The organism is Nocardia sp. NPDC005825 (assembly GCF_040630175.1).
Classification (GTDB): domain Bacteria; phylum Actinomycetota; class Actinomycetes; order Mycobacteriales; family Mycobacteriaceae; genus Nocardia.
Genome location: NZ_JBEXXC010000001.1, coordinates 494,089 through 519,894 on the forward strand (window position 1 = coordinate 494,089; position 25,806 = coordinate 519,894).

Below are 25,806 nucleotides of genomic sequence, written 5' to 3' on the forward strand. Positions count from 1 at the left end.
GTGTATCGATGATTCTCGATCCCAGCGGGCGGGGCCCCACAGCCCGCCACCTCACGCTGGCCGGACTCGCACTGCTCACCACGGTGGCGCTGCTGCTGTATCTGCTGGCGCTGCGCTACACCGGCCGCTTCGAGGACAAGGTGGCGGTCACCGCGGCGCTCACCAGCACCGGCGACGGGCTGCCCGCCCACGCCGACGTGAAGTTCCGCGGCATGATCGTCGGCCGCGTCGAGGACGTGACCGTGGTGGCCAGGGGCGAGCGGCAGCAGGCCGCGATCGCACTGAAGCCGGTGGTGGCGAACACGATTCCGGCGAACGTCGCCGCGCGGGTGATCCCGAACAATATCTTCGGGGTGACCGCGGTCGAACTGGTCGACACCGCGCCCACCCAGGAGACGCTGCGCGCGGGCGCGACCATTCCGGAGGACACCAGCACCGCGACGGTCCAGTTGCAGAGCACCCTCAATGTGCTGCGCACCGTGCTGAACAATATTCAGCCCGAGAAGCTGGGCCGGGTGCTCTCTACGCTGGCGGCGGCATTGGATCCGTCGGCGCGCGTGCCCGGGTCCACGGTGGAGCGGCTCGACCGCTGGGTCACCGAGGTGCGCGGCATCGAGGGCGTCGGCGATCTGCTCGGCAATCTGGGCCGGGCCGCGACCGCGTTGAGCGAGTCCGCCCCGGATCTGGTGGGGACCCTGGCCAAGTCGGTGACCACCGCGCGCACCCTCACCGAGCAGCGGACCGCGCTCGTCAGCCTGCTGACCAATGGCGGCAGCGCGGTGGACACGGTGAACGGGCTGTTCGCCCGCAATCCCGATTCCGGCAAGTTCCTGGTGTCGGGCCTGAACCAGCTCTTCGGCAGCCTCGCCCAGGACCCGCAGGCCATCCCGTTCGCCATCGCCAATCTCAATACCGCGCTGCAGCGGTTGCAGGGCGTGTTCACCTTCGGGCCCAAGAAGCAGATGGTGTGGCGGATGGACGTGACGTTCACGCCGTTCCAGCAGTACACGGCGGCGGACTGCCCGCACTACGGGGAGCTCGCGGGACCGCGCTGCGGCGGGTCGACGGTGCCGGATACCGCTCCGGCGCAACAGTTCCCGCAGCAGCAGCTGCCCACCTGGCTCAATGCCGCCGGTCCTGCGCCGACACCGACCACCACGCCGACGATTCCGGGCCTGCCGAGTCTGCCTGCCATTCCGGGTCTTCCGTCGATTCCGGGCCTGCCCGCGATTCCCGGGCTCACGGCACCGGCGAGCGCGACCCAGCCCGCACCCGAGGCCGTTCAGCCCGCCGGATTGCGGGGCAGCGACGCGGTCGCCGCGATCGTCGGCCACCGACCGGACGCGGCCCAGCTGCTGTTGCTGACTCCCCTGCTCGCGGGCGGCGCCCTGGTGCCGGCCGAGGCGGGAGGCGCGTCGTGAAGTCCGGAAAAGCCTTGGCGGGCTTCGGTCTGTTCGCCGCGGTCGCGGTCCTGCTCACCTACACGATGTGGTCCACCCTGCAACGCACGGTGCCCGGCTCCACCCACTCCTACTCCGCCGTGTTCTCCGATGTCCTGGGCCTGCGGGTCGGCGACGACATCCGGATGGCGGGCGTGCGGGTCGGCCGGGTCGACAAGATCGACTTCACCGACGGTTACCGCGCCCGGGTGGACTTCCGGATCGAGGCCAAGCAGCATCCGACGACCTCGACGAAAGCCCTGGTGCGCTACCAGAACCTGATCGGCCAGCGCTATATCGCGCTGCTGCCCGGCAAGAACGCGGGCGCGCCGCTGTCGGCGGGCGGTCAGATCCCGATCGAGCGGACCGAGCCGTCCTTCGACGTCTCGTCCCTGCTGTCGGGGTTCGAGCCGCTGTTCAGCGTGCTGCAACCCGATCAGGTGAACTCGCTGTCGGAGACCCTGATCCAGGCGTTGCAAGGAAATGGGGTCTCGTTGAGCGCGCTGGTGACGCAGGCCGCGCAGCTGGCCGGAACCTTCGGGCAGCGCGACGAGATCCTGGGCCAGGTGGTCGGCAATCTCAGCAGCGTCGTCGCCGGCCTGGCCCATCGCAGCAATGAGCTCGAAACTCTGATCACCCAGGCGCGAGCGCTCACCGACGCGCTGTACGCGCAGGGCGGCACGCTGAAATCGTCCGTGGAACGCGTGGCGACGGCGACGGATTCATTGGTGGGCATCCTCGCCCAGGTGAAGCCGGGCGCGGCCCGCGCGCAGACCGACGCCAGTGCCGGTGTCGCGTTGCTCCTGCTCAATGGCGCGTCACTCGACAAGGCGGCCGTCGAACTGCCCGACGTCCTCAATGGCGTCGGCCGGTTCAGCAGCTACGGCGCCTACGGCAACGCCTACCTGTGCAGCCTGGACGTCTCCCTGTGGGGCGTGCTGCTGCCGCCTGGCCTGTTCAACCAGATCGGCGGCCAATCCCATTCGGAGGTGTGCCGATGAGGCGGCTTCGCTATCCCGGTTTCCTGGCCAATCGGCCGCTGCGGCTGGGCTTGTTCGCGTCCGGATTCGTGGTGGCCCTGCTCGCCGGGTCCACCCTGATCGAGCAGACGCACGTGGGCGACAAGACCATTCACGCCGAATTCGCCCAGGCCGCCGGATTGCGGCCGGGCGCGACCGTGGATGTCTCCGGCATCGAGGTCGGTCAGGTCAGCACCGTGAACCTGGACAACGGCAAGGTGCTGGTGGACATGAAGGTGCGGCGCGAGATCAAGCTCGGTGACGATGCCCGCGCCGCCATCAAGATGTCCACCATCCTGGGCCGGCTGCACGTGGAGCTCACCCCCGGCAGCGGGCGGACCCTGTCCGGGGACCGGATCAAGCTCGACCACACCGCGGTGCCCTACAACCTGGGCAAGGTCGTGCAGGATCCGCAGTACAAGAACGCCTTCGACCGCGTCGAGAAGCTGGATCCGCAGAAGCTGCGCAATGCGCTGGACCTGGTGGACCAGCAGATGGGCAACTCCCCCGAACTGACCGTCAAGGCCCTGGACAGCGTCGGTGCGCTCGCCAAGGTGATCAATGACCGTCGCGACGAGGTGGACACCCTGCTCAAGGGCATGGACACCGTTTCGCAGCTGGCCTCGGACAACCAGAACAGCGTGCTCATGCTGCTGACCCGCGGCGAGGCCATCGGCAGCGCGGTCCAGAAGCGGCAGGCGCTGCTCAAGCAGCTGCTCGACAATGTCGCCTCGTTGTCGAAGCTGTTGCAGCAGATGGGACTCGAGAACAACAACCAGCTCGGTCCGCTCATCACCGACCTGAACACCATGTCCGAGGGCCTGGACAAGAACAAGGACAACCTGGCTCGGCTGTACCAGATCATGCCGGTGACCTTGCGGCAGTTCAACAATGTGCTCGGCGACGGGCCGTACGGAAACGTGTACGCGCCGTGGCTGTTCCCGGACAACTGGCTGTGCTTCGCGCAGGCCGTGCAGGGGTGCAAGTGATGCAAATACGCAGACGATTCCGGCTGGCCGCGGTGTGCGGCGCGCTGCTGCTCACCTCGGCGTGCGGACTGCTGCCCGATTCGATCGGCTCGCTGCCCGAGGAGTATCTGGGCGCGCGCATGAAGGTCACCGCGGATTTCGAGAGCGTCGCGGGCCTGTACGCGGGCAATGAGGTGGCGGTGCTGGGGGTTCCGATCGGGACCGTCGAAACCGTCACGCCCAAGGGCAGTTACGTCCAGGTCACCATGTCGCTGGACAAGGACGTCAAGATTCCCGCGGATGCCATTGCGGCGCTGGTGAATCCACAGTTGATCACGAATCGTCACGTGGAGTTGGCTCCGGCCTATACCGGCGACGGCCCGACCCTCGCCGACGGGGCCTATATTCCATTGCAGCGCACCCGGGTTCCGGTCGAGCTGGATCGGATCCTGGCCACCTTCTCCCAGCTCGGCGATGCGCTCAAGGGCGACAACACCACCGGGCCGATGGCCAGCCGGGTGCTGTTCCCGCTGCTCAACGGCAATGGCGACAAGCTGCGCCAGACCCTGGACCAGCTCTCGGGCGCGTTCGAGGTGACCTTCGCCAACAAGGACCAGATCTCCAACACCATCGTCAAACTCAATGACATCACCCAGGTGATCGCCACCAACGATCAGACGGTGCGCGACTTCAGCGGCCGGCTCACCGAACTGGTGAACCTGATGGGCGAGCAGGCCCCCGGCATCGACGCGGTGCTGCGCCAGCTCGACGACTTCGTCACCAATACCGCGACCCTGGTGGGGCAGAACAAGGATCAGCTGGCCGGGGCGCTGACCCGCTTCGTGGCCATCACCGATCAGATGCGCGCCAATGCCCGCGGCCTCACCGAGATCGTGGACGTCGGGCCGCTCATGTTCCAGAACCTGGCCAATGCCACCAGCACCGAACACCAGGCGCTGCGACTGCACGGCCTGCTGGACAAGTCGGTGCTCGACGGGGAGATCCTGTCCACCTTCTGCGAGCGCATCCAGATGCGGCTGGACGGCTGCCGCACCGGCAAGGTCGCAGACTTCGGACCCGACTTCGGCATCACCGCCGCACTACTGGGGATCACGAACCTGAAATGACACTACGCACAACGGCTCTCGGCGGTGTCCTGACCGCCGCCACGCTGCTCACCGCCACCGGGTGCGCGGTCACCGTGGACAGCCTCCCGATGCCCAAACCCGGTTTGGGCGCACCCGGCTACACCGTGCACGCGTCCTTCGCCGACGCGCTGAACCTGCCCGACCACGCGCACGTCAAGATCGGCGGCACCGATATCGGGGTGGTCACCAAGATAGAGACCACCAACTTCCTGGCCGATGTGCGCATGCTGATCCGCGAGGACATCCGGCTGCCGCGCGGTACGACGGTCGAACTGCGCCAGGCCACCCCGCTCGGCGACATGTTCGTGGCCATGACCCTGCCGTCGGCCACCGACGCCGGCGATCCGCTGCGCGACGGCGACACCATCGGCACCGACCACACCGCCGCGGGCGCCTCGGTGGAGCAGCTCATGATGTCGATCTCGCTGCTGCTCAACGGCGGCGGCATCAATCAGGCCGCCAAGATCACCGGCGAGATGAACTCCATGTTCGGCGGACGCGCACCCGAACTGTCGCATCTGATCACCGAGATGACCGCCGCCATCGGCGCGCTCAACGCTCGCACCGGCGACATCGACTCGGTTCTCGGCGGGATGAACTCGCTCTCGGGTGAGTTGGCCCGGCGCAAGGAGCAACTCGGCGCGGCCGCGGACACCTTCCCGGCGCTGATCGGGCTGCTGACCGAGAACAATCAGCAGATCGTGGACCTGCTGGCCAAGGTGGCCACCACCACCGACGCGCTCGGCGACTTCGCCACCACTACCGGCGGCGATTTCGTGGGGCTGTTCAACAGCATTCAGGCCCTGATGTCGGGATTCGCGCAGAGCGATCAGCTGACCGGTGCGCTGGACGGTCTGCACGGCATCTATCCGTCGCTGATGGCCAGTCTGCGCGGTCCGGCGCTGGCGGTGGCGGCGACGGTGTCGTACCTGAGCGTCGGCGCGCTGACCGATCCGCACGGCAGCCGGTGGCCGGAACTCGGTGACGCCGGGCAGTTCATCGGCAGCCTGACGCAGGTGCTGGAAAAGGTGTTCGGACGCCTCACCAGCCCGCCGCGGCCACCCGGCGTACAGCCGGGGCAGCCCGAAACCCAGCCGGGGCAACCGGAGCAGGGAGGGGATCGATGAATCCGCCACTGTGGCGATGGGTGGTACAGCGCCGGATCGCCATCGCCAATCTCGGGCTGATCGTGGTGCTGATCCTCGGGTCGGGCTATATCGGCGGCTATGTGCTGCGGTTCAACCCGATTCCGCACACCTACGCCGTGACCGTGGAACTGGTGTCCTCGGGCGGGCTGCTGCCCGGCAACGACGTGACGTTCCGGGGCAGCCGCGTCGGCAAGGTCACCGAGGTGCACGTCGCCGGAGACGGGGTGGCCGCGGTCGCCGAGATCGACGACAGCGCGCGGATTCCGCTCGGCGGGACCGTGGCGGTGGGGCGGCTCTCGGCGGCCGGCGAACAGTATCTGGACTTCCGGCCCGACTCCGACACCGGGCCCTACCTGCACGACGGGTCACTCGTGGAGCGGGCGCGCACCAGCGTGCCGGTGCAGATCCAGTCGGTGTTCGCCAACCTCGGCGATCTCGTCGGCGGCATGAACCCGGATCGGCTCACCGTGATCGTCGACGAGCTGGACAAGGCGCTCGCCGGCGGACCGGATCGCCTGCGCAACATGATCTCCGGGCTGAGCCGGGCCATGGCGGGCCTCACCGACCTGCTGCCGCAGACCCGGCAGCTGATCGAGAATCTCGAGGTCATCGCCGGAACCACCCAGCACGCGCAGCCCGACCTGGGCACCCTGACCAAGGCGGGCAGCGTGCTGTTCGACCAGTTCGCCTCCGCCGACCAGGAATTGCGCAAACTGCTCCAGCAGGGACCCGGCCAGCTCGCCACCCTCAACGGGTTCATCTCCGAAACCCAGGACCCCATCACGAATCTGGTGACCAACTTCGTCGCCGTCACCCGCGCGGCCAAGCTGCGCGCACCCGCCATCGCCGCGCTGTTCCCGGCCCTGCGCGCCGGCTCCCAGGCGCTCGGCGTGCCCGCGCACGACGGCGCGTACAACACGCTGGTCGATCCGTGGCCGCGGCCCAGCTGCGACTACCAGACCATCCCGGTGGTGCCGACCAATATCCAGGCCGACAACCGGGTGCGGCTCTACAACTACTGCGTCACCAGCGATCCGGCCCTGCAGGTCCGCGGGTCGGCCAACGCGCCACGACCCGACGTGCCCGACAACGGGGCCACCACACCGCCGGGGGCCACCGGCAACGAAATGTCCCAGCCTGTCCCCCGTTAGGAGACTTCCCATGAGCGACAACACCATCGACCAGCACCCGGACGAGACCCCCGCCATCGAGGCGACCCCGGCTGTGCCCGTCGAGATCGAGAAGACCACGACCGCGGCCGTGGACATCGAGAAGACCGACGCCGCGGCCGTCGGCACCGCGGAGCCGGACGCAGCGGAGGCTGTGGCGGACTCCGCCGCACCGAAATCAGCTGGGCACACGTGGAAGTCGCGCCTGCGCACGACGTCGCTGCCCACCCTGGGCCCACGCGGCCGCATCGCCGCCTGCGCCGCGGTGGTGCTCGCGCTGGCGGCGTCGATCGGGTCCAGCATCGTGCTCTACCAGCACGACGCCGAACACCAGGACCTGCTCGCCGCCCAAGAGCGGGCTCGGACCGCGGCCTGCGCCTACGCGCCGGTCCTGGCGACCTATGACGCCAAGAACCTCGACGCCTACTTCACCGGCGTCCTCGACGGCGCGACCGGCGACTGGCGCAAGCAATTCGACGCCACCAGCAAGGATCTGCGCGACGTGCTCACCCAGGGCCAGGTCGTGTCCAAGGCCACCGACGTGCAGTGCGCGGTCCGCAATGTCGACCGCGACTCCGCCGAAGCCATCGTGGTGATCGGCCAGACCATCACCAGCCTCGGCACCCAGGGCAAGCCCGCCCCCGGCCAGCTGTCGATGGTGATGCGGCTGCAGCGGTCCGGCGACCGGTGGCTGGTGAACAAGGTGAATTCGCCGCTGGCGCAACAGCCGCAGTCGTGAACCGGGCCAGGACGCCCGCCCCCGAACCGGGTGCGCGGGCGGTTCGGCGACGGCCGAAGAACCGGCGCGCCCAGATCGCGGCGGTGTCGGCCGCGGAATTCGCGGCGCAGGGCTACCACCGGGTGAGCATGGACGACATCGCCGCCCGCCTCGGCATCACCTCCACCGCGCTGTACCGGCATTATCCGAGCAAGTACGCGCTGTTCGCGGGTGAGCTGCTGCGACTGGGCGAGGTGACGGTGGCGGCGGTGAGCCTGCCCGAGGTGGCGGCGGGCTGGCCCGCGCGGCGGCGGCTCGGGTACGGGATCGACGGGATCATCGCGGAGACCATCGTGAACCGGACGACGGTCGGGCTGGCCCGGTGGGAGCACCGCTACCTCGACGACCCCGACAAGCGCACCGTGGACCAGCATTTCAGCACCGCGCTGACCGACCTCAGCGCCCTCATCGACGCGGTCCGGCCCGGTCTGTCCGCCCGCGAACTGCGGGTGCGGGCCATCGGGGTCTTCAGCACGGTGAGCTGCCTCGGCGACCACCGCGTCGTGCTCGCCTCCAAAACCCTTGCCGTCCTGCTGAATACGGCCTGCTGGGCGATCATCGCCGCCGACCTGCCCGAGCCCGCCCAGCCGCCGCCCGCCCCGCGCGCGGTGGAGACGCCGCTCTCGCTCAAACACGAGCTGCTGTTGCAGTGTGCGGTGCGGCTGTTCTACGAGCGCGGCTACCCGAATGTCAGCGTCGAGGACATCGCGATCGCGGCGGGCCTGCCGTCCACCTCGGCGGTCTACCGCTACTACCGCGGCAAGAGCGATCTGCTCGAGGCCGCTTTCCGCCGCGCCGCCGACCGCATGTCGGCTGTCATCGCCCCCACCCTGGCCGAATCCTCCGGCCCCGCCGAGACTTTGGCCAAGCTCATCGACATGTACGTGGCCGGGGCGTTCGACGAACGCGAACTGATCTTCGTGTACTTCGCCGAATTCGGCCACGTCCCCGACGACGAGCGCGCGACCCTGCGGGTGGTGCAACGCATGGTGGTCACCGAGTGGGCGGCCCTGCTCACCCGGGTCCGCCCCGGTCTCACCCCCGCCGAGGCGGCCGTCCTGGTGCACGCCGCCCTCGGCCTGGTGGTGGACTACGCCCGCGTCTTCGGCGACGACGAGCGAATCTATCCGCGCCAGTGGGTGATTCGCCTCATGGAAGCCGTCCTGTTCGGACCGGCCGAGGTCCGTATCAGGCCGGAGTGACGATCTGGATCAGATTGCCGCAGGTGTCGTCGAACACCGCGGTGGTCACCGGACCCGCCGCCACCGGCTGCTGAGTGAACTTCACCCCGAGCCCGCTCAATCGCTCGAATTCGGCCCGCACATCCGCGACCTGGAAGGAGGCCGCGGGAATCCCGTCACCGACGAGCGCGTCCTTGTACGGCTTCACCGCCGGATGCCCGTCGGGCTCGAGCAACAATTCCGCCCCCTGCGGATCCTCCGGCGACACCACGGTCAGCCATCGGGCCGCGCCCAGCGGAATGTCGTGCTTCTTCTCGAAGCCGAGCACCCCGCTGTAGAAGTCGAGCGCCTTCTGCTGGTCGTCCACGAAAACACTGGTGATGTAGATCCGCATGGTTCCTACCCTTCCTGTGCGCCGGCCGCGGGGCGACCGGATTCGTGAGAGTCCCTCGTCCGGCTAGTTGGCGATGTGTTCGCCGTCGCACCACTGCTCGGCCGGAACAGCCGCCTTGACCTGGTCGATGTGGTCGCCACACCCTGCCCAGGTGATCTTGCCGCAGGTCTGGCAGGGGGTCGGTTGACACATGGTTGCTCCTCGGGCCGATCGGATGGGTTCGGGTGGATGGTATCGGGTTCGCGGCCCGGTTCGTGTTGCCGGGCCCGGCCGCGACCACGCCCTCCGGGATACCCCCTGGGGTATGCTACGGTGATTTATATACCCGGTGGGGTATCCGTGAAGCAGTCGAAGGAGTAGGCATGTCCGCACCGCACGAGACCACGCAGTCGTCGCCGCACGGGAAGGCCGTGCTCAGCGAGCTGGCGCCGTTGCATCGGGAGCTGCGGCGCGCGATTCCCGACGTGTACAAGGGTTTCGGCGAGCTCAGCAAGGCCGCGTTCGCGCCGGGCGCGCTGGATCGCAAGACCAAGGAGCTCATCGCACTCGCCATCGGCGTCGTCGAGGGCTGCGACGGGTGCGTCGCCTCGCACGGTCAGGCGGCCGCGCGGGCCGGGGCGACCAAGCAGGAGGCCGCCGAGGCGATCGGCGTGACGTTCCTGATGCACGGCGGCCCGGCCACCATCCACGGCGCTCGCGCCTATGACGCGTTCTGCGAATTCGCCGACGCCATCGAATCCGGCGAAGCGCCCGCCTGAGAACTCGGAGGACTCTCGAATGTGTCGAGCGACGCGGTGCCGCACCTGCGGCAAGACCACCTGGGCCGGATGCGGGGCGCATATCGCCCAGGTGCGTGCCGGGGTTCCGGCCGATCAATGGTGCGCGGGACACGAGCAGGCCGCCGGCGGCGGCTGGATTCGGCGGATTCTCGGCCGGTGACGGCACCGGCACACCGGTGACGGCGTTCCGTTCGGTGACGACAGTGTCGTACCGGCCCGCGATCCCCTCCGCCACGGGCCGGTACGACGGATCGCGATTTCAGGCCAGTTGGCGGGACAGGCGCGGAATACCCTCTCCCGCAACCTGATCCAGGGCCGCGGTGCGGCCGGTGACCAGGAGCAGCAGCGCGAGGATCGGGCCCTCGATCTCACTCCCGGCGCCGTGGGTCCAGTCGACGTCGGTGGCGACGAGCCGAATTCCGTCCAGGCGGTGGCGATCCCAGACGGGCCACCCGCACGCGGCGGCCGTGTCGGCTCCGGCGGCAGCCGCCTCGGGATCCACGTCGAGGTCCCGGCCGAGCGGTATCGCGATGTCCTGGCCGTGAACGATGGTGTCGAACAGGATGTTTCGATAGTTCGTGAGTTTGGGCAGCCGCCGCGAGGCGGCCTGGTCGCGGAGTTCGCGTACCAGTTCCGAGGTCGGCCGTCGCGCGTGCCGGGTGGTCAGGTCGTCGATCATCCGGTTGTAGTCGCCGCGGACGCGGAGCGCGGTGCGCAGCAGCACGCCCGGCGAGGGCGGATTCGGCGTCGCCGCGATGTGCGCCGCGACCTCGCGGACCCGCCAGCCCGTGCACAGCGACGGCGTCTCCCATTCGGACGGCGTCAGATCCGCGAGCAGGGCGGCGATGGCCCGGCGCTGCTGTTCGATGTGCCGCCAACTGTTCTCACGGTCCATGGTGTTCCCCATGCCTATGATTAGTCAGATACACTGACTAGTATGGTCAGCGTCTCTTACCAAGTCAAGGAGTGGGAATGTCCGGCGAGGAGCTGAATGCCGGGCTGCTCATGTTCATCGCGTACCGGGCCATGGAGGACCGCATCTTCAGTGCGCTCGCCGAGGCCGGGTACGCGGATATCAGCGTGGCGCAGGGCAGACTCGCGGCCCGGATCGCGACCGAGGGGTCGCGCATCACCGAACTGGCCCAGCAGGCGCAGGTGACCAAGCAGACGGCCGGCTTCCTGGTCGATCAGCTCGAACGCGCCGGGTACGTCGAACGCACGCCGGATCCGCGCGACGGCCGCGCCCGCCTGGTCCGGCTCACCGCCCGCGGCCGGGCGCTGGCCGAATACTCCAACGACATCGCCGACGCCGTCGAAGCCGAATGGGCCGCGCACCTGGGCGAACGCCGCATGCGCGCACTGCGCGAGGCCCTCACGCAACTGCGCGACATCACCGACCCCTACGCCTGACCCTCGTCCGGGCCGCGCAGCCCGATGAAGATCTGCATGCGCCCGGGATAGGCCGTGCTGTTCACATTGAACAGCTGCCCGACGATCCGCACCGCCGCACCATCGCCGTTGCGCAACCGGATGACCGGACGGGCGCGCTCGTGGCGGGCTCCGGTGTCCGACCAGATCTCCAGGAACAGCGGGAACCGGCCCAGGTCCTGTAGCAGGTCGTCGAACCAGCTGGTGTCGCCGTGCTGGGCGATGTAGCCGTGCAGCCATTGGATCGAGATCCGTAGCTCCCGCTCCCATTCGACCAGCGTGTGCCGCGCGCGGGGATCCCCGAGCATCCAGCGCAGCAGATTGCCGTCCTCGGTCAGTCCCGGGAAGCCCGAGGCGAAGCTGTCGTTCCACATCAGGATGTTCAGGCGGGTGTCGACATAGGCGGCCAGGTGCGGCTCGTACAGGGCCAGGGCCTGCGGAATGCCGCGCCCGAGATCGGCCCGCAGGTCATCGGTCGAGGGCTGCTCCACCGGACCGAGTCCGGCCAGGTCCGACAATTGCCGGAATTCCTCCGGGGCCAGTGCCGCCAGGCGATCCAGATAGCGCATCAACGCCGTCACCACTTCACGGGTGGGCCGCTCGCGTTCACCCTTCTCCAGGTGATTCACGTAGCTCGCGCTGACCCCCGAATTGAATGCCAGCCGCTCCCGCGACACGCCGCGCGCATCGCGTAGCCGCCGCAATACCGACCCGAACGTGGGCGCATTGGGAAGCCCCTCCCCCGCCACCTCGGTATCGAACTCCTCCATCGCCGCCTCTCCCACGCGCGAACCTTCCGGTGTGCCGATTCTTCCATTCCCCCCAATCAGGGCGTGTCCCAGGGGAAAGTGGGCGATACTGGACGAATCGGGCGTGATCGGATGGCGGGGAGCCGGCTCGCAGTCCAGGGTCGGCGGATGAGGCCAGGCGGATTCGCGCTCGTCGAAGGAGCTGTGCCCCATGGTTTCCGAGCGAATCATCCTTCCCGACTTCTACATGCCGTATCGGCCGGAAGGAACCAATCCCCGAGCCAGAGCCGCCGAATCCAAGATGTGGGAATGGCTGGTCAACCTGGATCTCGTTCCCGAGGAGTTGTCCCGACGCAGAGTGGCGGGTTCCCGTCCGGTGGAGATGTATTCGATGTGGTGCCCCGACGCCGACGTCGAATCACTCGCACTGCTCGCCGAATTCACGGCGTGGGCGTTTATCGTGGACGACCAGTTCGATATCGAAATGCCCGACCCCCGAAGATGTTTGGCCACCATTCAACGTCTGGAGTCGGGCTTTCACCTCGACGGCACACCGTCCGGCGTGCTGGCGACCGGCTTCCAGGACCTGTGGCGCCGACTGTGCCGCGGCCGCTCACCGCAGTGGCGACGGGCGGTGCGCGCCGAGATCGTGGAGTGGTGGTGGAGCTACTACACCGAGAGTGTCCGCACCATCACCCGCGACCTGCCCGGACTCGACGAATACCGCACCCATCGGCAGATCTCGGTGGCCATCTACATGCTGCTGGATCTGAGCGAGATCACCTACGGGATCGATCTACCCGACACGGTCCGGCAACTGCCCGCCATGAAGACCCTGCGCGCGGCGGTCACCGAGCACATGGGATTGATCAACGACGTGCATTCCCTGCCCGCGGACGAGGCGGTCGGTTACGCCTACAACGCGGTGCTGCTGGCCGAACATCACCTCGGCTGCACCAGGACTCACGCCCTGCGTGTGGTCAACGAGATGCTGACCGATTGCATTCTGCGGATCGGCCGGATGGAGGAAGCCCTGACCGAGGAACTCGACGTACTCGGCGTCACCGGGCAGGCCCGCGCCGACACCCTGCACACGCTGGAGGATTACCGCCGATACGTGCGCGCGAACTTCGACTTCCACTACCGCGCACCGCGGTACACCAGCCCGCCGATCGAGGCGCTGGCACACGGGCAGTTGTTGTCCTAGTCCGCGGCCGGACGGCTCTCGCGCCGGGCGCCGGAGGCGTCGATGGCGTACTGGGAGCGGAATTCGCCAGGCGTCATACCGGTTTCGAGCTGGAACGCGCGGTAGAAGTGCCGGTCGGAGGCGAAGCCCGAGGCGGCTGCGATGGAGTTGAGGGATCGGGTCGGCTCCGACCGCAGCTGTCGCCGGGCGTGTTCGATGCGCATGCGGCGGATCAGCGCGCCCGGGCCGCCCAGCCCTTCGCACATGCGGAACAGGGTGCGCCGGGACACCAGGCAGGCCTTGGCGATCTCGTCGACGGTGAGGTCGGGATCGGTGAACCGTTTTCGTAGGTAGGCCATCATCTGCTGGCGGGTGTAGAGCGAATCCGCCGGCGCCGGTGAGGCTTTCCCGACCGCGAGCAAGAGCGCCGAGGCCAGCATGCCGGTGGTTTGCCCGTCGAACGCGACGTTCGCCCGCTCGGCTTCCTCATTGGTCAGCTCGGCCATGTCGCGGAAGAAGCGGGTCACCACGCCCATGGCGCCGTCTGCGGGAATCGGCACGGCGAAAGGCAATTCGTCGCGCGCCAGCCCGGCGTAGTCGAGGACCGGCTGCAGGGGCGCGCGCAGCAATGTCGACATCGCATTGTCGGTGGTGCGGCTGAGCAGGGGCTGCGCGCTGTCGTAGAAGGCGATGGAGCCGGCCACCGATTCCGCCGTCCGACCCTGCTGCTCTGTCCAGTTCGTCCCTTCCAGCACGATATTGGCGAGCAGGAACTCCCCTTGCGACCGCGCGACCATCCGCGGCGTCCGGTTCACCTGCTGGGCGCTGGCTCGCATGAGCGCCACCGACACTCGATCGAACTGGGTGCTGGTGATCTTGCCGTTCCAGCACCCGTCGTGTAGCGGTGAGATCGCTGAGGGCACGATGGCATCCGCCATCAGTGCTTCCCACTGCTCGAAGGCATCACGCGGCTTCAGCGTCGAGGACGAGCGCACCTCGACTGTAACGGAGGCGGTTTGCTCCACGTCCGCATCTTCCCACCGCATGTGCCCGCGCGGGACTGGATTCTGAGGAATAGCGAGGCCCGGAGTCGTTCGATCACCGCCGATCAGAGCTGGAACGCAAGGGTTTCGGTATGTGCGGGGTCGTCAGGACGACACTCGATGTCGTCGCCACCCGTTCGAGCGCCTCGAGGTCCTTCTCGATGACGCCGTACAGCAGATACGCGAGCACGAAACCGATGATGCCGCCGACGCACAGGATCCGCACCGCCCAGATGATGGACTCGATGTCCACCCCGGGCAGGAAGGTGACCCCGGTGACGCCGACCAGCGGCACCGCGGCCGCCACGGTCAGATAGAAGCCGGTGCGCCCGGCGAGCCGGTGCAGGTGGTCGATATCGGCGGCGTCGGAGCGTCCGTGTTCCAGGAACACCGGATACAGGCACCGCACCACGTACCAGGTGAGCCCGAAATACGGATACGCCACCGCCATCGCGCCGCACACCACGACCGACAGCAGGAAGTGCACGTAGGTGGCGTACGGCACGCCACCGGCGATCAGGTTCAACAGGACCGGGAACACGATCCCGCCGAGCAGCCAGAACACGAAGGCGATCCACACCACCCGAGGGCCGAGCCGGAGCGCGTCGATGCGGGCGCGGGTCAGCGTCTCCTCGGTGAAGTCCCAGCCGATGCGCAGGCCGACGAGGACCAGCACCAGGCGGCGCGCGGCGAAGAGAATCAGCACCGCGGCGACCACGATGGCGAGCGGATACAGCACCAGCGCAACATATTCGAAGGTGTGCCGAGCCTGCGGCGTGAGCTTACCGACGATCAGTGTCCTGCTGTAGTAGTAGTTGTAGCCGACCGCGATCAGGTTCGGAATGGCGATCGCCAGCGCGAGGATCGGGATCGCCCACAAGGGTGCGGTCGGCAACCAGCGGCGCTGCGGCGCGTCCACCAGCTCCCGAGCCCGGGGGTCGAGGCACAGTTCGAATTGCTGAGCCAGCTCCGCGCCATTGGCCCAGCGGTCCTCCCGTTTCGGCGCCAGGCAGGTCAGCAGGACGCGGCGCAGCGAGGGCGGAGTGTCGACGGGGAGGTCGTCGAGGAATTCCGGTGCGATCGGGCGGCGGCGCACCTCGAGCAGTTGCTCGACCGCGGCCTGCGAATCCTTCGCCTCGAGCGTGGGAAACGGCCGCCGCCCGGTCAGCAGCTCCCACAGCACGACGCCGAGCGAATAGATGTCGCTGCGCGTGTCCAGGTCCTCGACGGTGCCGGGAAGTGCCGGGTGGCTGGCCGCGAGATGCTCGGGCGACATGTAGGCCAGCGATCCACCGAAGTACGCGACCGGGCTGCTGCCGGCGACGTGGTCGCTGGCGCTGATATTGAAGTCGGCCAGTTTGGGGGCGCCGTCGGCGGTGAGCAGCACGTTCGCCGGTTTGATGTCGCGGTGCAGGACGCCGTGCTCCTCGGCGTAGTCCAGGGCCTCGGCGAGCCGGCGGCCGAGCCAGGCAATCGTCTCCGGCCAGGACAGCGCGGCGATCTCGTCGCGCACCCGGGCACCCGAGGTCCGCAGCTCACCCTTCTGCTCCAGCGCCGAGTCGGCGGCGTCGAGCAGCAACTGCCCGCCGCGTTGTTCCGGCGGGGTCTCGCGCACGCGGTTCAGGACCGCGGACAGTGTTCCGCCGGGCAGGTACTGCATGTACATGAGCTTCAGCGCGCGGTCCGGCACTACCCGCTGGTCGTAGACGCGCACGATGTACTCGTGGTCCAGCTGGGCCAGCGTCTGCGGTTCGGTGCCGTGGTCGGTGGAAACCTTCACCGCGACCAGTCGCTGCATCGAGAGTTGCCGTGCCAGAAAGACTCTCGCGAACGCGCCGCGGCCCAGTTCCAGCAGCAGGTCGAAGTCGTCGATGCGGTCGCCGGGTTCGAGTTCCTCACTCGCTACCGGCGGGCCGGTCCGATCCACCAGCGTGCTCTCGTAGGGGTCGTTCGGCCGCAGGATGGCGTCGATCTGCTCCGCGTATTCGGGATAGTCCCGCGCGTATTCGGCGACCTCGATCCGGACGCCGGCGCGGCGCAGAATATGGAACTCCTCGTAGAGCAATTGCCGCGGCATCGGGCCGGACGCCAGTTCGGGAAACCGGGCGCGGTATTCGGCGAGCCGCTTCGGGTGCTCGTAGCGCAGCCATCGGTATTTCAGATCCACCTTGACCAGTGCGATCAGGGAGGCCCGGCGGGCGGTGTCACCGGTCAGCGCGAACCTCGCCGGATCGGGGGGCAGGCCGCCGGATTCCCATGCGGCCGTGAACTCCTCGACCGCGTCGACGAGCCGCAGCAGAGTACTCGCGGCACGATCGGCCAGCGGATCGAATACCGCGGTTGCGTTCGCGTTCGGCTCGGTCATGGCGGTCACTCCGGGGTGAAGCTCCGAGGCGTGTTACCCAGACCACGGTATCCGGAATTCCGGACATCCACGAGATCAGGAATGCTCGGCGACCCACGCCGCGATCTGCGCGCGCGAGGTGAATCCGAGTTTGACCAGGATGTGTTCGACGTGGCCCTGCGCGGTCCGCTGGGAGATCACCAGGCGGGAGGCGATCGCCCGGTTCGTCAGGCCTTCCGCGACGAGCTCGGCGACCTGCCGTTCTCGTTTCGTCAGCACCTGCGGGGCGGTCTCGCCGGCCGGGGACGGTTCGTCGAGCGCGAGGCGCACGGCCGAGTCCAGGCTCAGGGCGGCCCCTTCGTTGCGGGCCCGGTCGAAGGCGCGCGGTCCGAGCGCTTCGCGGCTGCCGCGCAGGCAGTCGGAGCGGTAGGTGAGCAGGTCGCGGACCATGAGGGTCGCGGTGCCGGCGAGGCGGCCCAGCTTGTCGGCCGCGCCCATGAGGACGGCCGCGCGGCGCGGTTCGTTCCGGTCGGCGGCGATCCAGGCCAGGGTCTCCAGGCAGCCCGCGGCCACCAGCGGCTCGGTGATCAGGGCGGACAGCCGGACGCCCTCCTCCAGCAGGCGCTTGGCGCGGTCGACGTCACCGGCTCGCCAGACGGCGAAGCCCGCCGCGAACAAGGCCCAGGACCGGTAGATCGATTCGCCGGAGGTCGACGTCATGGTGAGCGTCTTCTCGTGGCAGGCGACGGCCCGGGTGACGTCACCGCCCAGGGCATAGGCCCAGCCGAGGGACAGTTGGGCATCGAACTGCATGCCGAGTTCCCCGCACGCCTCGTATTTGCTGATCGCGTCGGTCAGCAGGGCGGCCGCGTCGGATTCGCCGACATTGCCGCGAGCCAGCGCGGCATTGGCGTCGACGTGGTCGACCAGGGCGGCGACCAGCGGGTCCGGGGTCTGCTCGGCGAGGAGGCGGAGCTCGTCGAATCGCTTGTTCGCGGTCGCCAGGTCGCCGGTCAAACCCACGAGCGTGCCCGCGGCGAACAGTGCCCGGGCGCGATCGGCGGTGCGGCCGCCGGGGTGGCCGAGCACCCGCTCGTACCACCGGCAGCCCTCGTGGAGCCGCCCGCGCAGACCCCAGAACAAGTACAGGCCGGTGACCATCCCGAGGCCGCCCTCATCGGACTCGGACAGGCTGTACTCCAAGGCTTTTCGAAGGTTCGGCAGTTCCCGTTCGAGGCGGGCCACCCAGTCGAGCTGACGCGCGCCGATCATCTCGGCGTTCGCCTCGCGGACCAGCCCCTCACACCAGTCCCGGTGACGCCGATGCAGATCCGGGTACAGGCCCGACTCCTCGGCCTGCTCCCGGCCGAATTCCTGCACGGTCTCGAGCATCCGGAAGCGCACCGCCCCGTCGGTTTCCTGCCGGACCAGGATGGATTTGTCGACCAGCGCCGACAGGGTGTCGAGAACCTGGTATTCGGGCAGGTGACCGGCGCACACCTGCTCGACCGCGTCGAGTTCGAAGCCGCCGGTGAACACCGACAGGCAGGCCCACAGCCGCTTCTCGTCGGGGGTGCACAGGTCGTAGCTCCAGTTGATGGAGTACCGCAGGGTCTGCTGCCGTTTCGGGGTGCCCCGGCCGCCGCGGGACAGCAGGGCGTACCGGTCGCTGAGGCGGGTGCGGATCTGCTCGACCGACATGGTGCGCAGCCGCGCGGCGGCCAGTTCGATCGCCAGCGGCAAGCCGTCGAGGCGGGCGCAGATCTCGGCGATCGCGGGCTGATTCGCGTCGGTCATCTCGAAGCCCGGCAGAGCCGCGGCGGCGCGTTCGACGAACAACGCCACGGCGTGCGAATGCGCCGACGCGCGTTCCTTGCTCGACTCGGGAACGGTCAGCGGCGGAAGCGGATACACGGCTTCGCCGCCGATGCCGAGAGCCTCACGGCTCGTGGCCAGGATTCGCACGTTCGGGCAGACCCGCAGCAGTGCCTCCGACAGCTTGGCGGCCGCGTCGATCACGTGCTCGCAATCGTCGAGGACCAGCAGCAGATCGTGCGGGGCCAACGCCTCCACCAGGGTGTCGAGCACGGATATGACGCCCTGGCTTCGGATTCCGAGGGCCGCGGCCACCACATCGGGCAGCAAGGCGTCGTCGCGCAGCTCCCCCAACTCGACCAGCCATGCGCCGTTCGGGAACCGCTGCCGGGTCTTGTGCGCGACTCGCAGTGCGAGCCTGGACTTTCCGACCCCGCCGATCCCGGTCAGGGTCACCAGGCGGGACCCGGCCAGCAGGTTGACGACCTCGGACAGCTGGGTCCGGCGATCGACGAAGCTGGTCAGCTCGAGCGGCAGATTGCCGGTGCCGTCGTGCAAGGCGTCACTGTGCAGACGCGGAACTCCCTGCGATGCGATCATTTCCGATCCTGTGAGCGATTCGGATTCGGCGCCCGGTTCGTCGCGCACCGCCATGTCGTCGACCGGTAGGCCGCGTTCGATCTGAATTCGGCGCAGCTGGTCGCCCAGAGACGCCGCGGTCGGACGGTCGCGCGGGTCGCGGGACATCGCCGCTTCGATCACCGAGCGCACATCCCAGGGGATCCCGATCTCACAGAGTTCGGGATTCGCGGGGGTGGCGATCCGCACGAGCTGGTTGGCCTGCTCGTCGTCGGGCTGCTCCAAGGTGACCCGGCAGGTGAGCGCGCAGAGCAGCGTGGCGCCCAGCCCGTAAACATCCGAGCCGCGGCTGGGGGCCTGGCCGTCGAGCACTTCGGGCGCGGTGACGGCCTCCGAGCTGGCGACGTCGGCGATGCCGAAGTCGGTCAGCACGGGCTCGTCGTAGTCGGTGAGCAGGATGTTCGCGGGCCGGATATCACGGTGGACGACCCCGGCGCGATGCGCGGATTCGAGCGCCCCCGCGATCCGCACCCCGATGTGCAGGGTGTCGGGCAGCGACAGCGGGCCGTCGGCGTGCAGCCGCTCACCCAGCGAGCCCCGGGAGAAATACGGCATGACCAGGTAAGGGCGACCGCTGCCGGTCTCGCCGACCTCGAGCATGCTGACGATGTTCGGGTGCCCGGTGAGGCGTCCCAGCGCACGTTGCTCGCGGAAGAACCGTTCCCGATCCTCGTCCAGCTCACCGGTGAGAACCTTCACCGCCACATCCCGTTCGGCGGCGACCTGCGTGCAGCGGTAGACGATTCCGAGTCCGCCGCGCCCGATCTCGTGCGCGCCTTGGAATCCGGCAGCGCTCAGTTCCGTGACGACGTCGGAACCGGCATCACGCTGCGCTTCGAACGAATCGGCTTGGACCATCGGTAACTCGCAAATCGCCAGCAGCGGGCACCAATCAGCTTATCTCCCCCGCACGTGCGCGGCGGAAATAGGTATATGCCCGGCAGAACGACCGTCGTGCGCAGGTATCCCCCCGACAGACGCTGTGTTCACCGCCGAGCGACCGCACGGCATTGAAAATCCTCAGGAGAACCACCATGGCTACCGGACACCGCTCCCCTTCCCGGACCGCCCGCCGTCTCGCCGCTTGCGCCCTGGCCGCCGCCTCGCTGTCGATCGTGGCAACCGCCCAGGCCTCGGCACTCGTCCCGGACGCTCCGGCGCGGACCCTGCCCGCAGCCGTGAACCTCTCGGCCGCCAAGATCGCGCCGACCGCCGCCACGAACGACCTCGACGGCTGGATCCGTGACGCCCTGGGCGTCATGGCCGCCCACGGCATTCCCGGCAGCTACGAGGGCATCCACCGCAACATCATGCGCGAATCCGGCGGCGACCCCGGCGCGATCAACCTCTACGACTCCAACGCCGCCGCCGGCATCCCGTCCAAGGGCCTGCTCCAGGTGATCGACCCGACCTTCCAGGCGTACCACGTCGACGGCACCTCCTGGGACATCTGGGATCCGGTCGCCAACATCACCGCGGCCTGCAACTACGCCGCGGCGCGCTACGGCTCGATGGACAACGTCGACTCGGCGTACTGACCACTCGATTCGCTCCACCCGCTCGGGCGGTGATCCACTCCTCGGATCACCAGCCCGGCCGGAGCATTCCGGGATGCGCGTCCCGGACGGCTCCCAGCTCGATCCCGAACTCCGACAAGGCTTTCGCCCTGCTCGACTTCCAGTTTCAGGTGGTCACGCCGGGTACGGGGTGAGCTTGAAGTCCGGGTGGACCTTGGCGTACATCTCGGCCGGAGTCGGGACCTCCCAGCGCGCGTAAGCGTCCGCCGGAGACAGCGTTTCGGGCCGCACCGGCGGGATGCCCCGGAAGAAGGGCGCGACGACCGGCGCGGTCGACGGCGAGAGCCACGACAGCAGGGCCAGCTGGATCCGGGCGCTGCGGGACGCCACCCGGAAGACCGGTTTGGCCAGCAGGCGAACCACTGTGTCGGCCGCTCTGGATTGACGGACCCCGGCGAGCTCACGCTGCCAGACGGGCAGAGTCGCGATGGTCGCGCGGCGCAGGAACTGATTGGCCACCCAGCCGACCGGACGCATCCTGCCGAGCATGGGCGGATACATCACCTCCGCGTTGAGCAGGTGGTTCATCATCTGCTGGGTGACCTCGCTCGCGACGAGCCGGGTGCGAACCTCCTCGAAGTAGGCGCGAACACCTTCCCGGGTGCGCGGGACCCGAGCCGGGTCGCAGGTCTGCAGTTCCGCGGCGACCGCGCACTCGTGCCAGAACTGCCGCTCCTCCTCCTCGGAAAGTCTTCCGGGACCGAACGTCTCGTAGACGTAGAGGATGGAATGCCACGCCGTCAGATGAATCCACAGCTGACTGTCGGGATCGTTCGCGTCGTAGTAGAGACCCGAGACCGGCTCGGTCCCGACACCGTTCTCGGCGTGGATCCGCATCAGCACCGCCGACGCGGTGGTGGCCGTTCTCGTGTCACCGAACAGCACGGTGGCGAAGTAGGCGAGGGTGTGGTCGTAGCGGATCCTGGCCTGGCTGTACACCTTTCCGGTGGTCGCCACCGACGCGACCAGGAAGGGATCGAGCTCCTCGATCACCACCGCCCGCTGGAATCCCACCGACATCGACGTCGGGTACCCCCACACCTTCCACGTCACCGAGCCGGGTCCGAAGAACCCGTAGTCCTCGGCTGGTTTCACCGGGGCGGTCAGCCACGCGACCGGCTTGGTCCGCGCGCTCCCGTCCTGGCCCCGCGTCGTCATGAGTTCGGTGATCCTGCGCAGTTTCCCGGCCATGCCGAGCCTCCCTTTTCAAATCTACGCAGCCGTAGAACTTCAGTTCTACGCTGCCGTAGGAATTGAGGACAAGGTAGCACCGGGCCCGCCGGCTCACCAGAGTTTTCGCCGAACTGTCTCAGCCACGCTCCCGCGCGGGCGGCAGGGTGCGCAGCAGGGATCGAACGGTCGATTCCAGGCGCTCCGGCGGAAACCGCTGCGGATCCGTCAACACCATGCGCCCGAGCACTTCCATGAACCCGACCATGGCGGTTCCGATGAGTTCGAGGTCGGCGCCCTCGGGACCGCCGCGGATCGCGAATCCGGTACGCAGCAATTCGAGATAGCGCGCGGTCAGGTCCTCCCGCGCGACGGCCAGCAGCGACCGGTAGTCGGCCGGCGCTCCGTCTGCGTGCATCAGAATCAGCCGCCAGCGGCCCGGCGCCGCCGCGACCGCCCGCAGGAACGCGAGCGCGGCGGTCACGAACTCCTCGTCCGGATCGCTGCCACTCAGGTCATCCGGCAGGGCCCGCAGAATCTGCGCCATCCCCCGCGCATGCTCGCGATGCAACAGCGCGGCCACGAGTTCGGGCGCGGTCGGATACAGCGCGTACAGAACCGGTTTCGCCACACCGGCTTCCCGCGCCACCGCCTGCATGGTCAACTGCGCCAGCCCATCCCCCTCGACCACCCGCAACGCGGCATCGAGCAACTGCGTCCGCCGCTCGTCCGGCGGCAGCCGCGGCGCGTTCCGGCGGCGCGGCCGGGCGATCACAGGATCGACGCCGACCTGCCACACACCGGGCGACTTCTTCTCCACCGTCACCCCCGCATCATCTCCCATCACACCTCTCGCCCATTCGATCGCACGCCACGCCTCCGCGGATCCGCCATACCGACCCGGAACCGCCCAAAGCCGCCCCGGAACCCCGCGCCCGAATCATGATGGGACACATCGAATTCGCAGTCGGCGGGAGACCACACATCATGTCGGTGAAAGCCATGTCGGCGAGCGTGACGGCCGCGCTCGCCACGCTCGCCCTGACCGGGTGCGGCTCCAGTAGCGCACCCGCCGACCCCAGCACCACGATCGCGGCCCCGACCACCACCCGGCCGGTGTCGGTCACACCGGGACCGACGTTGTCCCCGGCCGCGGCGGCGGCACGACGCTCGGCATGCGTCGGCATGTACGCGGTGCTCGGCCTGGCCGCCCGGAGCCACGCCGGGGACCCGCAATGGTCGTTGCAGCAGGCCGGCGACGAACTCCTGACCAGCTGGCTCACCAGCCCCGACGCCGCGGCCGCGACACCCGACGAGAACGCCGGCTTCACCGCCGGAGCGCGCGACGCCGTCGCCCTGGTCTCGCGCGGCCAGGGCTACGATCAATGCCCCTAGTCCCGCCCACCCCTCGCGCGGTACGCACTCAGGAGGGTGCGCCGGACAGTACCTCGACCTCCCCGGTATCGAGGGAGTAGTAGGCGCCCACCACCGCCATCCGGCCCGCTCCCACCATCGGCGCCAGATCCGCGTTGCCGCGCAACCGATCAGCGACCAGCCGCACCTGAGCCCGCGCCATGGCCTCGGGACGATCCTGGTCGCTGTCGCGCACCTGCTCGTAGGCCGGGCGCAGAGCGAGCGCTATCTCCTGCAGATTGCCCGGCAACGCCTGGCCCGTACGCAGGGCCTCCTCCGCCGCGATGACCGCCCCGCACCGCTGGTGCCCGAGCACCACGATCAACGGCGTGCCACCGGTGAGCGGCCCGTACTCGGCCGACGCCTCCACCAGGGGTCCCATCACCTGCGCACCGGTCCGCAGCACGAACAGATCGCCGAGACCGACGTCGAAGACCAGTTCCGGGGGCACCCGAGAATCGATGCAGGACAACACGACACAGTACGGGTTCTGCTTCATGGCGAGGAGTTCTCGCCGATCCGGATCGCGGTCGGGATGATCCAGATCGCCCTTCACCCAGCGCCCATTGCCCGCCATCAACCGCGACCAGGCCGCTGCCGGAGTCGAGGGCACCGGGGGCGCCGACGACGCGATCGACGATGTCGAGGTTTCGCCCGACACCGATGACTGGGACGAATCCGAACAAGCGGCCAATGACCCCGCCGCGAGCATCATTCCACCCGCGAGCACCCCCCTGCGCGACAGACCTGCCCCATCCGAACTCATAGGTATCCACCTCCGGCCGACACCGCGACAGACAGCTATCACCGAGTTACTGTACGCGCGAATCCCCTACCTCTCGATTCCGATCCGCCCGCACATAGCCCTCTTCCTCGCGTGCGAGTGTTCGCCACCAGTTCGCTGAAACTCGGCGCGGCAACGTTGAAACCGGTCGGTTCCGGGTCAGGCTGCAGGGTGACCGCAGCAACCGGTCAATGGTTCCGGCGGTCTGCGATGGGTTCGACATCCCTGAGGAGAGGCGCGCATGACCGACAGGACGTCCCAGGAGACTTACCGGTTCCACGACGGCTACCCGAGTCCGGACGGCGCCGAACGCGCCCGGGCCGACGCCGACGAGCAGCGCGCGATCACCGCCTACCGATTCTGGTATCCGACCGTCTCCGCGGAGGGGATCTTCAACGGCAACCGGGAGCTCGGTCTCGCCGATAACAAGGCGTTCGGCATCGCCGCCGCGGGGCCGCGCCAGGTCGGGTTCACGCTCAATTCCGATACCCCTTACGGCGCAGCCGCTCTGGATCTCTCGACCGGGCCGATGGTGATCGAGCTGCCCGCCGGCCCCTACATCGGGCTGCTCGACGACCACCATCAACGCTGGATCACCGACATGGGAATTCCCGGACCCGACGGCGGCCACGGCGGAACCTATGTGGTGACGCCGCCCGACTTCGACGGCGAGGTACCCGCCGGAGCGCACGTGGCGCGAGCCGGGTCCACCATCGTGTTGTTGGCTCTGCGCGCCCTTCCGCTGCAGGGGGATATCGACCGAGCCATGGCCGCGTTGCGGGCGGTCCGGGTCTACCCGCTGGGCTCATCCGATCAACCGCTCGAGATCGTCGACACCACCGATCGCGCGATGGACAGCACCTGCCTGCGGTGGGAGGACAACCTCGAGTTCTGGCGCATCCTGCACCGGATTCTCGACGCGGAACCGCTGGTCGCGGAATTCGCACCGATGTACGGACTGCTCGCCGACCTCGGCATCGAGCGGGGCAAGGACTTCGCACCCGACGCGCGCACCGCCACGCTGCTCACCCGGGCCGCGCGCCGGGGACGGGACCAGATGTTGGTCACCGCGTTCGCGAGTGTTCGTCCAGACCGGATCTCCTGGCCCGACCGGCGCTGGGAATGGGTCGGCCTGGTCGACGACAACGGCGATTTCCGCACCGAGTCGGGATTCGACCTCGACGCCCGGGATCGCTGGTTCATCCAGGCCATCATCGCCTCCCCCGCCATGTTCCGCCGTCAGGTTGGCAATGGATCGCTGTATTGGCTCGGGCTGCGCGACCGCGACGGCGCCTTCCTCGACGGCGGCGCGTCCTACACCCTCGACATCCCCCAGCCCGTGCCGTGCTCACTGTTCTGGTCGATCACGATCTACGATGCGGCGACCCGGTCCCAAACCCAGACCGCGCAGGACAAAGCCGCGCTCCGTTCGCTTTTCGAGCTGCGCGACATCCCCGCCGACCAACCGCTGCGCCTGCACTTCGGACCCGAATGCCCCGAAGACCAGGCCGACCGCTGGCTGCGCACCGAGCCCGGCCACGGCTGGTTCGCCTACCTGCGCATCTACGGACCGGAACAGGCGGCTTTCGACGGCAGCTGGAAACCGGGTGACTTCGAACGAATCTGACCCACCAC

General features: G+C 68.5%; 25 protein-coding genes. 15 read left to right on the forward strand and 10 right to left on the reverse strand.

What is annotated here, in order from left to right; genetic code table 11:
* Positions 1-8: 8 nt before the first annotated feature.
* From ABZ382_RS02340 to ABZ382_RS02375, 8 genes are read left to right on the forward strand one after another with little or no spacing between them, the layout of a single operon-like run.
* Entirely contained in the window at positions 9-1,421 is a 1,413-nt protein-coding gene (locus ABZ382_RS02340) for an MCE family protein (protein WP_357082681.1), read from the forward strand.
* Entirely contained in the window at positions 1,418-2,440 is a 1,023-nt protein-coding gene (locus tag ABZ382_RS02345) for an MlaD family protein (RefSeq protein WP_357082684.1), read from the forward strand. The genes ABZ382_RS02340 and ABZ382_RS02345 overlap by 4 nt, the downstream gene beginning before the upstream one ends.
* The gene (locus ABZ382_RS02350) at positions 2,437-3,447 is read left to right on the forward strand and encodes an MlaD family protein (RefSeq protein WP_357082687.1); all 1,011 of its coding nucleotides are present in this window, start codon (positions 2,437-2,439) and stop codon (positions 3,445-3,447) included. Before ABZ382_RS02345 ends, ABZ382_RS02350 begins: the two co-directional genes overlap by 4 nt.
* Positions 3,447-4,553 carry an MCE family protein gene (locus ABZ382_RS02355; protein WP_357082690.1) on the forward strand — a complete coding sequence of 369 codons (1,107 nt, stop codon included), beginning with the start codon at positions 3,447-3,449 and terminating at the stop codon, positions 4,551-4,553. Before ABZ382_RS02350 ends, ABZ382_RS02355 begins: the two co-directional genes overlap by 1 nt.
* On the forward strand, positions 4,550-5,701 hold the full coding sequence (locus ABZ382_RS02360; protein WP_357082693.1) for an MCE family protein: 1,152 nt from the start codon (positions 4,550-4,552) through the stop codon (positions 5,699-5,701). Before ABZ382_RS02355 ends, ABZ382_RS02360 begins: the two co-directional genes overlap by 4 nt.
* Positions 5,698-6,873, forward strand: coding sequence for an MCE family protein (locus ABZ382_RS02365; RefSeq protein WP_357082696.1), 1,176 nt, complete (start codon positions 5,698-5,700; stop codon positions 6,871-6,873). Before ABZ382_RS02360 ends, ABZ382_RS02365 begins: the two co-directional genes overlap by 4 nt.
* Positions 6,874-6,883: 10 nt before the next feature.
* Positions 6,884-7,630 (forward strand): hypothetical protein, encoded by a 747-nt coding sequence (locus ABZ382_RS02370; RefSeq protein ID WP_357082699.1) that lies wholly within the window; start codon positions 6,884-6,886, stop codon positions 7,628-7,630.
* Positions 7,627-8,871 (forward strand): TetR/AcrR family transcriptional regulator, encoded by a 1,245-nt coding sequence (locus ABZ382_RS02375; protein ID WP_357082702.1) that lies wholly within the window; start codon positions 7,627-7,629, stop codon positions 8,869-8,871. The genes ABZ382_RS02370 and ABZ382_RS02375 overlap by 4 nt, the downstream gene beginning before the upstream one ends.
* Here the strand turns inward: ABZ382_RS02375 and ABZ382_RS02380 are convergent.
* Together ABZ382_RS02380 and ABZ382_RS02385 are read right to left on the reverse strand one after the other, a co-directional pair.
* Complete coding sequence (locus ABZ382_RS02380; protein ID WP_357082705.1) at positions 8,858-9,244, reverse strand: VOC family protein; 387 nt, start codon at positions 9,242-9,244, stop codon at positions 8,858-8,860. The genes ABZ382_RS02375 and ABZ382_RS02380 overlap by 14 nt on opposite strands.
* Positions 9,245-9,307: 63 nt before the next feature.
* The gene (locus ABZ382_RS02385) at positions 9,308-9,436 is read right to left on the reverse strand and encodes a hypothetical protein (RefSeq protein ID WP_357082708.1); all 129 of its coding nucleotides are present in this window, start codon (positions 9,434-9,436) and stop codon (positions 9,308-9,310) included.
* 170 nt (positions 9,437-9,606) lie between these two features.
* On the opposite strand from ABZ382_RS02385, the gene ABZ382_RS02390 reads away from it, so the two are divergent.
* Positions 9,607-10,002, forward strand: a complete 396-nt coding sequence (locus ABZ382_RS02390) for a carboxymuconolactone decarboxylase family protein (protein WP_357082711.1) — start codon at positions 9,607-9,609, stop codon at positions 10,000-10,002.
* A gap of 19 nt (positions 10,003-10,021) precedes the next feature.
* The gene (locus ABZ382_RS02395; protein ID WP_357082714.1) at positions 10,022-10,183 is read left to right on the forward strand and encodes a hypothetical protein; all 162 of its coding nucleotides are present in this window, start codon (positions 10,022-10,024) and stop codon (positions 10,181-10,183) included.
* A 99-nt stretch (positions 10,184-10,282) separates the two neighbouring features.
* On the opposite strand, the gene ABZ382_RS02400 is transcribed toward ABZ382_RS02395, so the two are convergent.
* Positions 10,283-10,930 (reverse strand): maleylpyruvate isomerase family mycothiol-dependent enzyme, encoded by a 648-nt coding sequence (locus ABZ382_RS02400; RefSeq protein WP_357082717.1) that lies wholly within the window; start codon positions 10,928-10,930, stop codon positions 10,283-10,285.
* Positions 10,931-10,995: 65 nt separating this feature from the next.
* Here ABZ382_RS02400 and ABZ382_RS02405 point away from each other — a divergent pair, with 65 nt between their 5' ends.
* Positions 10,996-11,433 carry a MarR family transcriptional regulator gene (locus tag ABZ382_RS02405; protein ID WP_357082720.1) on the forward strand — a complete coding sequence of 146 codons (438 nt, stop codon included), beginning with the start codon at positions 10,996-10,998 and terminating at the stop codon, positions 11,431-11,433.
* Here the strand turns inward: ABZ382_RS02405 and ABZ382_RS02410 are convergent.
* Positions 11,424-12,236 carry a helix-turn-helix domain-containing protein gene (locus ABZ382_RS02410; RefSeq protein WP_357082723.1) on the reverse strand — a complete coding sequence of 271 codons (813 nt, stop codon included), beginning with the start codon at positions 12,234-12,236 and terminating at the stop codon, positions 11,424-11,426. The two genes, ABZ382_RS02405 and ABZ382_RS02410, sit on opposite strands and share 10 nt — an antisense overlap.
* A gap of 175 nt (positions 12,237-12,411) precedes the next feature.
* Between ABZ382_RS02410 and ABZ382_RS02415 the strand changes: the two genes are divergently transcribed.
* Entirely contained in the window at positions 12,412-13,407 is a 996-nt protein-coding gene (locus ABZ382_RS02415; protein WP_357082726.1) for a hypothetical protein, read from the forward strand.
* Here the strand turns inward: ABZ382_RS02415 and ABZ382_RS02420 are convergent.
* The 3 genes from ABZ382_RS02420 to ABZ382_RS02430 all read right to left on the reverse strand — a co-directional run bounded on the left by ABZ382_RS02420 (position 13,404) and on the right by ABZ382_RS02430 (position 20,085).
* Positions 13,404-14,411: an AraC family transcriptional regulator gene (locus ABZ382_RS02420; RefSeq protein ID WP_357082729.1), complete on the reverse strand. Its 1,008-nt coding sequence runs from the start codon at positions 14,409-14,411 to the stop codon at positions 13,404-13,406. The genes ABZ382_RS02415 and ABZ382_RS02420 overlap by 4 nt on opposite strands.
* A 73-nt stretch (positions 14,412-14,484) precedes the next feature.
* Positions 14,485-16,794, reverse strand: a complete 2,310-nt coding sequence (locus ABZ382_RS02425; protein ID WP_357082732.1) for a serine/threonine-protein kinase — start codon at positions 16,792-16,794, stop codon at positions 14,485-14,487.
* Positions 16,795-16,869: 75 nt separating this feature from the next.
* Complete coding sequence (locus tag ABZ382_RS02430; RefSeq protein WP_357082735.1) at positions 16,870-20,085, reverse strand: protein kinase; 3,216 nt, start codon at positions 20,083-20,085, stop codon at positions 16,870-16,872.
* A gap of 176 nt (positions 20,086-20,261) precedes the next feature.
* Between ABZ382_RS02430 and ABZ382_RS02435 the strand changes: the two genes are divergently transcribed.
* Positions 20,262-20,765 carry a transglycosylase SLT domain-containing protein gene (locus ABZ382_RS02435; RefSeq protein ID WP_357082738.1) on the forward strand — a complete coding sequence of 168 codons (504 nt, stop codon included), beginning with the start codon at positions 20,262-20,264 and terminating at the stop codon, positions 20,763-20,765.
* Between the two features lie 153 nt (positions 20,766-20,918).
* Here ABZ382_RS02435 and ABZ382_RS02440 read toward each other — a convergent pair whose 3' ends face one another.
* Both ABZ382_RS02440 and ABZ382_RS02445 read right to left on the reverse strand, forming a co-directional pair.
* Positions 20,919-21,995, reverse strand: coding sequence for an oxygenase MpaB family protein (locus tag ABZ382_RS02440; RefSeq protein ID WP_357082741.1), 1,077 nt, complete (start codon positions 21,993-21,995; stop codon positions 20,919-20,921).
* Positions 21,996-22,113: 118 nt separating this feature from the next.
* Complete coding sequence (locus tag ABZ382_RS02445) at positions 22,114-22,818, reverse strand: TetR/AcrR family transcriptional regulator (RefSeq protein ID WP_357082744.1); 705 nt, start codon at positions 22,816-22,818, stop codon at positions 22,114-22,116.
* A gap of 143 nt (positions 22,819-22,961) precedes the next feature.
* Here ABZ382_RS02445 and ABZ382_RS02450 point away from each other — a divergent pair, with 143 nt between their 5' ends.
* Positions 22,962-23,369 (forward strand): hypothetical protein, encoded by a 408-nt coding sequence (locus tag ABZ382_RS02450; RefSeq protein WP_357082746.1) that lies wholly within the window; start codon positions 22,962-22,964, stop codon positions 23,367-23,369.
* Between the two features lie 28 nt (positions 23,370-23,397).
* Here the strand turns inward: ABZ382_RS02450 and ABZ382_RS02455 are convergent, their stop codons facing one another.
* The gene (locus ABZ382_RS02455; RefSeq protein ID WP_357082748.1) at positions 23,398-24,000 is read right to left on the reverse strand and encodes a carbonic anhydrase; all 603 of its coding nucleotides are present in this window, start codon (positions 23,998-24,000) and stop codon (positions 23,398-23,400) included.
* Between the two features lie 412 nt (positions 24,001-24,412).
* Here ABZ382_RS02455 and ABZ382_RS02460 point away from each other — a divergent pair, with 412 nt between their 5' ends.
* Positions 24,413-25,798 (forward strand): DUF1214 domain-containing protein, encoded by a 1,386-nt coding sequence (locus tag ABZ382_RS02460; protein ID WP_357082751.1) that lies wholly within the window; start codon positions 24,413-24,415, stop codon positions 25,796-25,798.
* Positions 25,799-25,806 lie beyond the last annotated feature (8 nt).